Here is a 13,716-nt window from a genome sequence, read left to right on the forward strand (position 1 = left end):
GCTACTTCCTTTTAAATATCATTTTTATTCTAATTACCATGTAGTAAAGCCAAGGGATAAAAAATGTGCCAATGAATGTTGCTGCTACCATCCCCCACACTACTGTATGACCGATAATGTGTCTGCTGTTGGCACCGGCGCCACTGCTTAAAATGAGCGGTACAGTCCCTGCAATAAATGCAAATGATGTCATCACAATTGGTCTGAATCTGATTTTTGATGCCTCAACAACTGCATCTAAAAGATTCATCCCCATCTTTTTGTATCTTTCTTCGGCAAACTCTACAATTAGAATAGCATTTTTAGCTGCAAGCCCGATAAGTGTAATAATACCTACCTGCAGATAGATATCATTTTCCAATCTAAAGAAAAATACACCAAGCAGTGCCCCAAATATAGCAAATGGAATAGATAGTATAATGGAAAGTGGTGCCATCCAACTTTCATAAAGGGCTACCAATATTAAAAGCACAAATATTACTGAAAAAATATAAGCAGTACTGCCAGACTCTTTCACTCTAACTTCCTGAAAAGAAGTCCCTGCCCAGGCAGTAGTATAGCCTTCAGGCAACACCTCTTTTGCAACTTCAAGGATAGCTTTCATAGCATCTCCAGAAGAAAACCCTGGCTTTGGGTCACCTAATATTTTTGCAGCTGGAAACATGTTAAATCTTTCCACTACTGATGCAGAAACTATTCTTTTTAACGATATGAGTGAGCTTAGAGGGACAAGTTTGCCAGTATTTGATCTCACAAAAATATTTCTGTAATCGTCAATATTATCTCTAAACTCTTCGCTTGCTTGAATATTAACGTGGTATGTCCTTCCAAAAAGGTTGTAGTCATTTACATACCCTTTTGCAAAAGTCAGTTGTATTGTAGAGTAAATGTCAGAAATAGAAACACCGAGTGCTTTTGCCTTTTCTCTGTCTACTTCTATCTTGTATTGAGGTACATTAGTATTTAGCGTAGAACGTACCCCCATTAACTCTTTTCGCTGATTGGCTTTTGCAACAATTTCCTGAACATATTTATTTAATACCTGTATGTCAGCACCTGTTCTATCCTGGATATAAAGCTCAAACCCACCTGTCATACTCATCCCCATTATCGGGGGAGGGTTTACTGTAAAGATTAAAGCTTCTTTGCTTGCGGAAAACTGTCGCATAAAATTTGCTGCAATTGCCATTGACGATTCACTTTTATTTTTCCTTTCGCTCCAATCTGTCAATTGGGAAAAAGTAATGGCTGCGTCTGTTTTGTATGAGAAAGATGATAAATCAAGCCCTACAATAGAGATTTCTTTTTTTACATATTTATTTGCCAAAAGCTGTTTCTCTACCTCATTGTTAATTACATCGCTTGTCCTTTTTAAAGAAGAGCCAGGCATTAGATAAGTTAATGTAAATATTGAGCCTTTGTCTTCTATTGGAACAAGGCTTGTAGGAAGTATTTTGTATATTTTATAGGATGTAAAAATTACTATACCGAAGATAAGTACATTTAATATTGACATCTTAATTATTAGTTTTACACCTTTAGTAAATCCATTTGTAGCTTTTTGAAAAAATGCTTGAAATAGCCTGATAGGTAAAATCGGTTTTTTTTCTGTTTCCCTCAAAAACATTGCACAAAGTGCAGGGGTAAGTGTCAAAGCAACGACACCGCTTAATATCATTGATATTGATATTGTAATTGCAAATTGTTTAAACATTTCGCCGCTAAAACCCTTTATAAAAGATGCCGGGATAAATACGGCTGAAAGGACGAGGACTATTGCAATAATCGGTGAGGTTATTTCTCCCATCGCTTTTATTGTAGCTTCCTTTCTGTCGAGACCTTCTTCTCTCATAACCCTTTCAACATTTTCAATAACGACAATTGCATCATCCACTACAAGCCCGATTGCAAGAATCAGACCGAAAAGAGTCAGAAGGTTTATGGAAAACCCAAGAGCATATAGCCCGGCAAATGTCCCGATTACGGAAACAGGGATTGCAAGCAGAGGAATAAATGTAGCTCTGAAACTACCAAGGAAAATGTAAATTACAAATACTACCAATACTACAGCTATCAAAAGTGTCAAAATTACTTCATGTATGGATTCATTTATAAAAACCGTAGGATCGTAAGGCACATGAAATTTTATATCTGCTGGGAATGATTTTGACAGCTCTTCAATTTTCTGATTAACGGCTTTTGACACTTCCAGGGCATTTGCGCCTGGCGCAAGAAATATACCCATTGGAATAGCCGGCTGACCATTGAAGTATGCATTGACATAGTAATTTTCAGACTCAAGCTTTACTTCTGCAATATCTTTTAACCGTATGGAAGAGCCGTCGAGGTTGGCTTTTACGATTATATTTTCAAAATCTTTTATTGTTTTAAGTCTGCCTTCCCCTTTTACTGTGTAGCTAAATGATGATTCTTTGGATAAAGGCTCTTGAGATATACCTCCTCCTGGATTTTCTTCATTTTGGGATGAAATTGCTTGATATACTTCTAATGGTGTCAGGTTATAAGATGCAAGTTTATCAGGTTTTATCCAAACCCTTACGGCATATTTTTTTTCACCAAATATTACCGCATCACCTACACCTTTAATCCTTTTTATGTCATCGAGTACATTTATTTGAATAAAGTTGCTTATTTCAATGTCACTTCTCTTTTCCCCTTCAGATACAAAGGCAAAAACCTTTAAAAGGTCAGGAGTTCTTTCCCTTACCTGTATACCCTGTCTTCTCACTGCTTCGGGCAAAAGATTGAGAGCTGTTTGTATTCTATTATTGATGTCGACTTTTGCAATTTCAGGGTCGGTGCCAATTTCGAAATATGCACTAATAGTCAAAATCCCGGAAGATGCTGTACTTGTCATATAAATTAAATCGTTTACACCATTTATTGCTTCTTCAAGGGGTGCTGCAACTGTTTTAGAAATGGTATCTGCATCAGCACCTGGATAAAAAGCTGTAATATTTACCTGTGGTGGTGTTAGGGTAGGGTATTCTTTTACAGGTAGGTTTTTAAGCGCTATAAGTCCCAACAAGATTATTATTATTGCAATAACAGTTGAAAACCTTGGTCTTTCTATAAAAAATTTAGAAAACATAGTTAGTTAACCTCTTTTATTACTTTATCAATTTTGACCTTTGATCCTGGTTTTATTTTGAAAAAATTGTTTATAATTACTTTATCTTTAGGTTTGAAAGGCCCTTGTACAAAATAAAAATCATCTTTACTTTCTACAATTTGAATCGGTCTAACACCAACCAATTCATTTTCAACTACAAAGCAGATTGTTCCCAAAGGATTTTGCAAAACAGCTTTTTGTGGAATTTTTACGAGATTTTTAGAAGTTACACCTTTTAAGATAACTCTAACAAACATACCAGGAGTGAGTAACCCTTTTTCATTATCAATCAGGCCTCTTATTTTTACTGTAGAGGTAGCTTCATCAACCTTAGAATCCACAAAAGTAATTTTGCCACTTAAATTGAACCCTGATAAGTTTAAATTAATCTTTGAAAAATCGTGGATACTTTCTTTAAGATTAAAAAAATCTTTATCAGGCAGCGAAAATTCCACATATACTTTTGTGCTATCAGTGATAGTAATTACAGGTGTTCCAGGAGTAACAAAATCACCGATATTTACCATTTTAAGTCCAAGATACCCTTTTTCAGTTGCCAATATATTTGTATATTCAAGATTTATTTGAGCTTTTTTTAGTTGACTTTTAATTAGAGCAACATTTGCTTTAGCTTGCTCGAGGGCAAATTTCGCATTGTCATAATCTTGTTTGCTTACAACATTTTCCTGAAAAGATTTGCTTATTCTTTCAAAATCAGTTTTTGCTTTTTCAAGTTGGACATTTGCAACTTCAAGCTGTGATTTGATGATTTCTACATCACTTTTGTAAACTTCATCATCGATTTTAAAAAGTGGTGCTCCTTTTTCTACAAAATCCCCTTCTTTGAAAAATTGGTTTAAAATAGTGCCTGATACTTTTGCTACAACCGTTGCCACATTAAATGCTTTTATTTTTGCAGGGTATGTAGCTTCAAATACATATGGCTGAAATCCGCTGATTTCAAAGACGTCCACGTGTGGAGCAGGCATCTCTTGAGCGTTTGCCGCTGCTAAAAAAATAAGTAAAAAACTTGTAACAAATAATTTTTTTAACATATATCCTCCAGTTTTATAAAATTCCTTTTAGAAAAAAATCTATTTTCTTTTCATAAACACTTCTCAATGTATTTAAATCTAAACTTTCATTTTTAATTATTTCATTCTCAAGAAAATAACCAAAAATCATAAACCAAAACATTTTTGTGATTGTTTTTAGATCTTCTTCATCATATTTTGAAAGTTTTGACATTAAAAAATCGGTTAAAATTCTATCCATTTCATCAACTAAAGCATTATGACTTTCTCTAATCCTGTTAGGATATCTATCAACCTCTGAGAAGAATATTTTTATTGCACCTTTTTTTGAGATTAGTGTTTTTGTATATTCCAAAGCGATTTCAATTAAAGCGTCTTTTAAGCTTAATGAGCTTATTTTTGGAATTAAACTTTTTAAGTTAGGCAGGAATGATTTTGTCTGAATTACAGCATCAAAAATATTTTCCTTTGTTTTAAAATGTCTAAAAACAGTGACTTCAGAAACATTTGCAAGCTGAGCTATCTCTTTGGTAGTAGTACCGAGATAACCTTTAGTAGAGAAAAGCTGAAATGCAGCATTAATAATTTTCTCTCTTGTACTCATTATTGCCTCCAATGCAAGTAAGCGCTTACATAACCTATATGTAACCAGATGTCAACTGAAAAAAATAATTTTTAAAAAATGTAGCTGTATAAGTTTTTGTCGATAAATAATAATTTATTTATTTATGCTGCTTTATTATGACCACATAATCCGTTCTTTTAGAGGTTAGAAAAGCAATTTTGTGCATTTAAGCGAATTTATTAAACATTTTAAATTTTGTTGTTCCATTCAGTTAAGGGATTATTCTATTTGATAGACTTTTTTAAATTCGTCTATTTGTTTTCTATTGCCAATAACAGCTAATATATCATCAGAAGAAAAGATAAAATCTTTATCTGGATTGGTGATCAGTTTCCCTTTTCTCATTATTCCGATTACTGATACTCCTGTTTTTTCTCTAATATTTAACTCTTTAATTGATTTCCCTATAAGTAGACTATTGCCAGGTATTTTCAGCCAAGTAAGGTCAAAAAGCTTTGATGCAATCTGGATATTTTTCAATTCATTTAAATTGTTTTTATCTTCATAAAAGGATGAATATAAGTCTTTTCTTACTGTATCTGTAAATTTTTCAATCTCAGAAATTGGAACATCGTAATGAATTAGTGCCTGTCTTGCAATTTCGAGACTTGCTTCAAACTCCGGTTGAACAGCTTCATAAATCCCAAGCTCATTCAAAAGTTTTAAATGTTCAATACTGCTGGCTCTTGCGACAATGTGAAGTGAGTTTGTTAAACTTTTTACTTTTTCGACAATAGTTTTACTTATTATAATATTTGGTATTGTGATAAGCATTAATTTTGCATTTTCAATTTTTGCAGCTTTTAATATTAATTCTTGAGATGCATCACCGTAAATAACTGGATAATTTTTACTTTTTGCATATTCGTATTTTCTGTAGTCCATATCAATTAAAATAAAATTAATCCCAAATTTAGATAAAATTTCTGCAATATATATTCCAAGTCTACCTGCACCTGCTATAATGACATGGTCAGAAATTTCCTTTTTTGGTATGCTAATGGTATATAGGGGTTCTTTTTTACTTACTTTTTTCCTCCATGCATAAAGTGGTGATGTTAAATTTGATATAAAAGGTGTTAACACCATTGTAATAATTGCTGTATTTAAAACCAGGTAGTATAGTTCTTGTGATATTGAGTTTGTACTGATACCTGTACGCGCAATAACGAAAGAAAACTCTCCTACCTGAAAAAGTCCTAAGCCAAGAGCAAAGGGGATAACATTGTGATATTTAAATATAATTGCTAGAGTAGAAAATATTGTACCTTTTATAATTGAGATAAATAGGGAGGCTATTAAGATCATTTTCCAGTGCTTAATAAGAAAACTAGGGTCAAACAGCATACCTACAGAAACAAAAAAAAGTAAAACAAATAGATCTCGCAAAGGTGTTACATCATTTAATGCCTGATGTCCAAAATCAGACTCACTCAATACTATTCCTGCTACAAATGCTCCAAAAGCATAAGAAAGCCCAAAAAGATATGATATATATCCTATTCCAAGCCCCATGGCTGTTATAGATAGTAAAAAAAGTTCTCTTGAGTTCCAGCTTACGACATATTTTATAATTTTAGGGATAATCTTTGTCCCAAGAAAAAACATTGCTACCAAAAAAACTATAGCTTTTACGCTTGCAAAACCTAAAATACTTAGGATATTTTGAGGATTACTAAGTTGAGGTAAGATTATTAGGATCGGAATTACAGTAAGATCCTGTACTATGAGCATTCCAATCATTACTCTGCTTGAGAGTGTCCCAAGTCTTTCTTGTCTCATCAATGTTTTTAGTACAACCATTGTACTAGAAACAGAAACTGTTGCTCCAAACCAGATAGAATTTATTTTATCAAATCCTAATAAGCGTCCCAATAAATAACCAAAAAAAGTGGTGAGAATAATTTGAATAGGGGTACCTATCAAAGCTATATTTTTGACAGGCTTTAATTCTTTTAAAGAAAATTCAATCCCAAGTGTAAAAAGTAATAATGCTACACCAATTTCTGCAAGGAGCTCTATATTGTGAGTATCAGTAATTGTTAGCCATGTTGTTGACGGACCAACTATAATCCCTGCAAGGATATATCCAAGGATAAGCGGTTGTCTGAGTTGTTGAGCTACTATTCCGCCAATTAATCCTGCAATAAGAATGATAGATATATCGGTTACTATGCCCAATTAGTTCTCTCCAGATCTTAAATAATTATTATTCTATCAAATTATTTTTGGAAATTCTATAAAGAATACTTTTTATGATGGATAAATTTTAAAGAATGCCGGAGGCGGGACTCGAACCCGCAGAGCCATTTCTGGCCACAGGATCCTTAGTCCTGCGTGTCTACCAGTTCCACCACCCCGGCGTTAGACTGAGACCGCTTATATTATTTTTAACATTTTTTGTCAAGTTATTTTATTAAAGCCTGAACTTCTTTAAATTCTTTAGCATCAGACCTTTCGAGCAATTGGAACAGTACTGTTTCTACCACCGTGATTTTAGCTCCAGCATCTCTCATATACTCTAAACCAAACTTCCAGTTGTCTTTAAATCTCGAGCAAACTGCATCAGCAACCGTAAAGACATTGTATCCATTTTCCAATAAATCGATTGCTGTTTGCAATACACAAATATGTGCTTCCATACCTGTTAAAATAACACTTTTTCTACCAATGGATTTTAATTTTTCTAAAAATGATTGTTCTTTACAGCAAGAAAAGGTTAATTTTTCTACATGTTCATCAGTCAAAAGTTCTTTTAGTTCGTCAACAGTTTCACCTAAACCTTTGGTATATTGCTGGGTGTAAATTACTGGAATATTTAATATCTTAGCAGCTTTAATTAATATTTGATTATTTTTTAAAATTTTTTCATAAACTTTTTCTGGCATAATTTTTACCAATTTTTTTTGAATGTCTACCACTACTAAAACAGCGTCATCTCTTTTTAAGCTATACATTTTTACCCCCTTTATTTTCTTTTATAATATTTCGTAAAACATAAGGTAAAATCCCATCATTTTTGTAATATTCTACTTCAATTTCTGTATCAAGACGAGCTATTACAGGGATTTCTATAGTTTTATCTTGTTTTTTGACCAAAAGAGTTAATTGTTTTTTTGGAGAAATGTTTTCTATACCTAAAATATCGATTAATTCATCTCCACTAATATTGTATTTTTCGTAAGAATCACCAGGTAAGAATTGTAAAGGTAAAACACCCATCCCAATAAGATTGCTTCGATGTATCCTCTCAAAAGATTCTGCTATTACAGCTTTTATACCAAGAAGCTTTGTTCCTTTTGCTGCCCAATCTCTAGAGGAGCCAGATCCGTATTCCTTTTTAGCAAAGACAACAAGTGGAGTTCCTTCTGATAAGTATTTCATTGCTGCATCGTAAACAAACATCTCTTCATTTTCTGGATATTTGATTGTAAAACTACCTTCTTTTCCTTGTAAAATTAAATTTTTAACCCTAACATTTCCAAAAGTACCTCTTATCATTACTTCATGATTCCCTCGTCTAGAACCATAACTATTAAAATCTTCTATTTTTACGCCATTTTCTAATAAATATTTTCCAGCTGGATAATCAGCCCTTATTGCACCAGCAGGGGAAATGTGATCTGTTGTTACACTATCACCTAATAACAACAGAATTCTGGCATTTTTTATATCTTTAGTAAGTTCTAAATCTTCCTTAAAATTTTCAAAATAAGGGGGTTTTTTAATATATGTAGATTTGTTGTCCCAATTAAAAGTATCAGACGTAGTTATAGAAAGTGCATCCCAATTTTTATCCCCTTTGTCAATCATACTATACACTTTTTTATAATCACTATTTGATAATACATTTTTTAGATATTTATTTATTTCTTCATCAGATGGCCAAATATCTTTTAAGTAAACGGGATTGTTGTTAGGGTCATACCCAATTGGTTCATTTTCAAAGTCGATATCTATCCTTCCAGCAATTGCATAAGCTACTACGAGGATAGGGGAAGCTAGAAAATTTGCTTTAACTTTATTATGTATTCTAGCTTCAAAATTTCTATTCCCTGAAAGGACTGATGCAACAGTCAAATCAAAATCATCAATCGCCTTTTCTATAACTGTAGGTAGAGGTCCGCTATTTCCAATACAAGTAGTGCACCCATAAGCAGATACATGAAACCTTAAAGCCTTTAGATATGGTAATAGGTTACTTCTTTCTAAATATTCTGTTACAACCTTTGAGCCTGGTGCCAAAGAAGTTTTTACATAAGGTTTTACTGTGAGCCCTTTTTCAACAGCTTTTTTAGCTAAGATTCCAGCACCCAGCATTACCTTAGGATTGGATGTGTTTGTACAAGATGTAATAGCAGCTATAACAACAGAACCATCTTGCAAGGTAACTTTTTCATTATTTATTTCTATTTCTACCTTTTTAGTCTCTGGTTTTATTTCTTTAAATTTATTTTTTAAATCTGTTAAAAATATTTTATCATGTGGTCTAGAAGGACCTGCAACTACAGGTTTTACATTGGATAGATTAAATTCTAATATATCTGTATAGTTTATACCATCCCAGTTTTCGGCAAATAGTAAATTTTCTTTTGTGTAATTTATAAGAAGTTTAGCATCTTCTTCTCTGTTTGTTAAAATTAGATATTCAGCAGTTTTTTCATCCATAGGAAAGTAAGTTACTGTTGAGCCATTTTCTGGGCTCATGTTGGATATTGTGGCTCTGTCAGGAACAGATAAAGTCTTTATGCTATCACCTAAAAATTCTACAAATTTTTCCACTACACCATATTTCCTTAAAAACTCTGTTAAAGATAAGACTAAATCTGTGGTAGTGCAATTGTTGGGAAGCTCACCAGTTAGATGTATACCAATGACCTGTGGAATACTTAAATAATAGGGTTGTCCAAGCATTACAGCTTCTGCTTCTATTCCACCGACCCCCCATGATAAAACTCCAATACCATTTACCATAGGTGTATGAGAATCAGTACCGATTACTGTGTCAGGGAATGCTATAGTTTTGTCATCTATCGTTTTGGTTCTTATTGGTTTTGATAAATATTCAAGGTTTATTTGATGGCAAATCCCATTATTGGGAGGGATTACTCTAAAATTATTAAAGGATTGTTGAGCCCATTTCAATACCTTGTATCGTTCGCTATTTCTTTCAAATTCCTTTTCAACATTTTTATCTAATGAATAGGAGGTTCCAAAATAGTCTATTTGTACAGAGTGATCTATTATCAAATCAGTTTGAATTACTGGATTTACAATTTTAGGATCGATACCTTTCTCTTTAGCTGCATCTCTCAAGGCAGCTAAATCAACAACTGCTGGAACTCCTGTAAAATCCTGCATCAATACTCTTGCTGGAAAGTAAGGTATTTCAGTTTTTTCATTACTTTTTGGATCCCAGTTAAGTAGGGCATCAATATGTTCTTCTTTTACAATTTTACCATCAAAATTTCTTAAAAGGTTTTCTAATAAAATTCTTAGTGTAAAAGGGAGTTTTTCAATTTTTTTATTTTCATTTAAATTTTTTAGGTTTATATAATAAATGTTATCACTTTTTAATTTTGAAATATTTTTATACATAAAGGCACCTCACTTTTTTTATTATTTATTATAGCATTATTACTTTAAAAATCAAAAATATATTGACAAAAATGCTTGAATATAGTTAAACTTAACAAAATAAAATTACCATAAACGGGTGAATTATGGCAGAATTTGAAATTAACATAGGAGAAAGAATTAGAAAGCTAAGAAACGATAGAGGGATGACATTACAGGATGTGGCGAACTTAACTGGTTATTCAAAGGCTTTAATATCTCAGATTGAAAACAATGTGGTGATGCCTCCGATTACTACTCTTGCCAAAATTGCAAATGTGTTAAATGTAAAAATGACCTATTTCTTTGAAGAAGAGATAAACTATAAAGATTATTATATTGTAAAGAAATCTGAGAGACAATTTGTGTTTAGGGAAGGGGCAAAGCATGGTTATCTTTATGAAGAGCTTGCTCATATTAAAAATATAGACCTTTTTGAAACATTTGTTGTGACTATAAAACCTGGTGATCAACACAAGAAACTTTTTAGTCATGAAGGGTATGAATTTATGTATATTTTAGATGGTAAGATAAGACTGTATTTAAATAATGATGTGCTTGAATTAGAGGAGGGGGATTCAATAGCTTTTAATTCAAAAATACCTCATTATGCGGAAAGTATAATTAATGGCCCTTCTAAGATTTTGAGTGTTAGGATGAAAAAGATAGATATTCAAAAATTGAGAGCTAATAAATAAGTGGAGGCTTATCACCTCCATTTTAAATATTTTCGCAAATCAAATCACCCATTTCATCTGTATTAACTTTTTTCTCATATTCTTTGTTGGTAAAGATATCTGCAGTTCTGTAGCCTTCATTTAAAACTTTTTCAATAGCATTTTCAATAGCTGTAGCTGCTGCATCATTTTTTATGGAGTATCTTAACATATAAGCTGCAGATAAAATTTGAGCAATTGGGTTTGCAATATTTTTGCCTGCAATATCAGGAGCTGTTCCACCTATGGGCTCATAAAGCCCAAAACCAGACTCATTAATAGAAGCTGAGGCAAGCATCCCAAGTGAACCTGATAACATAGCAGCTTCATCACTTAATATATCACCAAACATATTACCAGTGAGGATAACATCAAATTGATTGGGATTTCTTACAAGTTGCATAGCCGCATTATCCACATACATGTGTTGTAGCTCGATATCAGGATAAAATTCATTATGTATTTTAGAAACAGTTTCTCTCCATAAAACACTGCTCATTAAAACATTTGCTTTATCAACAGAGGTTACTTTTTTATTTCTTATTTTTGCAGCCTCAAAGGCGAGGTGAGCAATTCTAGATATTTCATCAATATGATATTTCATTGTATCGACAGCATAAGTTTTATCTTCACTAATATATTTAGGTTGACCGAAATAGATACCACTAGTTAACTCTCTAAAAATTACAATGTCTATCCCTTCACTGATTAGTTCATTTTTAAGGCTACAAGCATCTTTTAAAGGTTTAAAAACCTTAACTGGTCGAATATTTGCAAAAAGATTAAAATGCTTTCTTAAGGGGAGCAAAGCTCCTCTTTCAGGCTGTTTTTCAGGTGGTAAATTTTCCCATTTTGGACCTCCAACCGATCCAAAAAGAATAGCATCCGAATTTTCGCATACTTTAAGTGTGTGTTCTGGTAAGGGTGTGTCATATTTATCAATTGCTATCCCACCAACATCAGCAAATTCATATTCTAACTGAATACCAAACTTTTTTGAAACCTTATCTAAGACTTTTAAGGCTTGCTTCATGACTTCTGGCCCTATACCGTCGCCAGGTAATACTGCTATTTTGTGCATTATCCACCCCTAATAGTTTTTTTAATATTATATTTGAAATGATAGTAAAGTCAAATTAAAAAAAGTTTAATAATATTTAGGTGAGTGATAGTTTAATAATGAAATATTGTTTTTGTTTTATAAAAACAAAGTTTGATAAAATGATTTATAAAATTTTTAAAGGATGAAAAATTTTATTTAAAAGGTTAAAAATTTTTTTATTGAGATTCAATATTGTTTAAATGCAAAATTGTAATATTTGTTAGTTGCAAATTTGCAACATTGGAACGGTTTTAAAATATATTGATAGTTAAAGATAAATATTAAAATCAGTAAATTACTTGTTGTTTATATTGCTAAAATGCAACTTCTAATATTATTTGATTTTGGAAAATTGTTATAAAATAAAGAAAATTTAAAATTTGTAATTTTGGTATTTAAATTGCTTATTAAAAAAAAGCTTCAAACATACATAAAAATTTGAGGAGGTTGTTTTATGAAGCTTTTTAAAAATGTATTATTTTTTATGGTGATTGTATCATTACTAGTAGTTCCTGCAATTGCAAAACCTATTAATGTTAAGTTTAGCCATGTTGTTGCTGTGGAAACTCCAAAAGGGAAAGCAGCTGAATATCTCAAAAAGCTGTTAGAAGAAAGAACTAATGGCAAAATTAAAATGGAGGTTTATCCAAACGCTTCTTTGTACAACGATAGAGAAGCTGTGGAAGCTCTTAAAATGAATGCTATTCAGCTTGCTTGTCCAAGTTTTTCAAAATTTACTGGTTTTGTTCCTCAGTTACAACTTTTTGACCTTCCGTTTTTGTTTGACTCAACAGAACATTTACACAAGTATATGGATAGTGAGTGGGGGCAGAAAATTTTAAAACTTGTTGAAAGTAAAGGACTTGTAGGTCTTGCATTTTGGGATAATGGTTTCAAGGTATTATCAAACAATGTTAGACCAATAATTCTTCCTGAAGATGCAAAAGGGATAAAATTTAGAATTATGTCATCAAAAGTTTTAGAAGAGCAATTTAAGGCTATTGGCGCTATACCACACGTATTACCATTTTCAGAAGTTTATTCTGCACTTCAGCAGGGTGTAGTTGATGGTGCTGAAAACCCATGGTCAAACTTTTACACAAAGAAATTTTATGAAGTACAGAAGTATTTGACAGTTAGTTATCATGGATATCTTGGTTATATGCTTGTTACAAATAAGATATTTATGAAAAAGCTTAAAAAAGCTGGTTTAGATAAAGTATTTTTGGACGCTGTGAAGGAAGCAACAGAGTATGAAAGAAAATTAGCAAAAGAACTTGATGAATATTATTACAATAAAGTTAAAGAATACGGAAAGATTCAAATTCATGTGACAACTCCAGAAGAAAGGAAAATCTGGAAAAAGACTATGATGGCAATTTATCCAAAATTTTATGATGTGATTGGTAAAGAGTTTATCGATGCTGCATTGAATATGAAATAATTTTTGATAAAAGGCTCCCAAGACAAGGGAGCCTGATTTTTCATAA

At 32.2% G+C, this 13,716-nt stretch carries 9 protein-coding genes and 1 tRNA gene; 2 read left to right on the forward strand and 8 right to left on the reverse strand.

What is annotated here, in order from left to right; all coding sequences use genetic code 11:
- Position 1 precedes the first annotated feature (1 nt).
- The 7 genes from OWM07_RS04805 to acnA all read right to left on the reverse strand — a co-directional run bounded on the left by OWM07_RS04805 (position 2) and on the right by acnA (position 10,390).
- Positions 2-3,112 carry an efflux RND transporter permease subunit gene (locus tag OWM07_RS04805; protein WP_423302536.1) on the reverse strand — a complete coding sequence of 1,037 codons (3,111 nt, stop codon included), beginning with the start codon at positions 3,110-3,112 and terminating at the stop codon, positions 2-4.
- Positions 3,113-3,114: 2 nt separating this feature from the next.
- Positions 3,115-4,188 (reverse strand): efflux RND transporter periplasmic adaptor subunit, encoded by a 1,074-nt coding sequence (locus tag OWM07_RS04810; RefSeq protein WP_423302537.1) that lies wholly within the window; start codon positions 4,186-4,188, stop codon positions 3,115-3,117.
- 13 nt (positions 4,189-4,201) lie between these two features.
- A complete protein-coding gene (locus OWM07_RS04815) occupies positions 4,202-4,771 on the reverse strand; it encodes a TetR/AcrR family transcriptional regulator (protein WP_423302538.1) in 570 nt (189 codons plus the stop codon).
- A 240-nt stretch (positions 4,772-5,011) separates the two neighbouring features.
- The gene (locus tag OWM07_RS04820) at positions 5,012-6,973 is read right to left on the reverse strand and encodes a monovalent cation:proton antiporter family protein (RefSeq protein ID WP_423302539.1); all 1,962 of its coding nucleotides are present in this window, start codon (positions 6,971-6,973) and stop codon (positions 5,012-5,014) included.
- A gap of 96 nt (positions 6,974-7,069) precedes the next feature.
- Positions 7,070-7,155: transfer RNA gene (locus tag OWM07_RS04825), tRNA-Leu, on the reverse strand.
- A 45-nt stretch (positions 7,156-7,200) separates the two neighbouring features.
- Entirely contained in the window at positions 7,201-7,749 is a 549-nt protein-coding gene (locus OWM07_RS04830) for a hydrolase (RefSeq protein WP_423302540.1), read from the reverse strand.
- Positions 7,742-10,390 (reverse strand): aconitate hydratase AcnA, encoded by a 2,649-nt coding sequence (gene acnA, locus OWM07_RS04835; RefSeq protein ID WP_423302541.1) that lies wholly within the window; start codon positions 10,388-10,390, stop codon positions 7,742-7,744. Before acnA ends, OWM07_RS04830 begins: the two co-directional genes overlap by 8 nt.
- Before the next feature lie 125 nt (positions 10,391-10,515).
- Here acnA and OWM07_RS04840 point away from each other — a divergent pair, with 125 nt between their 5' ends.
- Positions 10,516-11,106 carry a helix-turn-helix domain-containing protein gene (locus OWM07_RS04840; RefSeq protein ID WP_423302542.1) on the forward strand — a complete coding sequence of 197 codons (591 nt, stop codon included), beginning with the start codon at positions 10,516-10,518 and terminating at the stop codon, positions 11,104-11,106.
- A 22-nt stretch (positions 11,107-11,128) separates the two neighbouring features.
- Here the strand turns inward: OWM07_RS04840 and leuB are convergent, their stop codons facing one another.
- Positions 11,129-12,205, reverse strand: a complete 1,077-nt coding sequence (gene leuB / locus OWM07_RS04845; RefSeq protein ID WP_423302543.1) for a 3-isopropylmalate dehydrogenase — start codon at positions 12,203-12,205, stop codon at positions 11,129-11,131.
- 475 nt (positions 12,206-12,680) lie between these two features.
- On the opposite strand from leuB, the gene OWM07_RS04850 reads away from it, so the two are divergent.
- The gene (locus OWM07_RS04850; protein ID WP_423302544.1) at positions 12,681-13,670 is read left to right on the forward strand and encodes a TRAP transporter substrate-binding protein; all 990 of its coding nucleotides are present in this window, start codon (positions 12,681-12,683) and stop codon (positions 13,668-13,670) included.
- Positions 13,671-13,716: the final 46 nt, after the last annotated feature.

Source organism: Deferribacter thermophilus (assembly GCF_049472675.1).
Classification (GTDB): Bacteria; Chrysiogenota; Deferribacteres; order Deferribacterales; family Deferribacteraceae; genus Deferribacter; species Deferribacter thermophilus.

Excerpts from the sequence above, each read along its gene's own strand:
- leuB (WP_423302543.1), bottom strand. The coding sequence starts at position 12,205 with ATGCACAAAATAGCAGTATTACCTGGCGACGGTATAGGGCCAGAAGTC.
- acnA (WP_423302541.1), bottom strand. The coding sequence starts at position 10,390 with ATGTATAAAAATATTTCAAAATTAAAAAGTGATAACATTTATTATATA.
- OWM07_RS04810 (WP_423302537.1), bottom strand. The coding sequence starts at position 4,188 with ATGTTAAAAAAATTATTTGTTACAAGTTTTTTACTTATTTTTTTAGCA.
- OWM07_RS04805 (WP_423302536.1), bottom strand. The coding sequence starts at position 3,112 with ATGTTTTCTAAATTTTTTATAGAAAGACCAAGGTTTTCAACTGTTATT.
- OWM07_RS04830 (WP_423302540.1), bottom strand. The coding sequence starts at position 7,749 with ATGTATAGCTTAAAAAGAGATGACGCTGTTTTAGTAGTGGTAGACATT.
- OWM07_RS04840 (WP_423302542.1), top strand. The coding sequence starts at position 10,516 with ATGGCAGAATTTGAAATTAACATAGGAGAAAGAATTAGAAAGCTAAGA.
- OWM07_RS04850 (WP_423302544.1), top strand. The coding sequence starts at position 12,681 with ATGAAGCTTTTTAAAAATGTATTATTTTTTATGGTGATTGTATCATTA.
- OWM07_RS04815 (WP_423302538.1), bottom strand. The coding sequence starts at position 4,771 with ATGAGTACAAGAGAGAAAATTATTAATGCTGCATTTCAGCTTTTCTCT.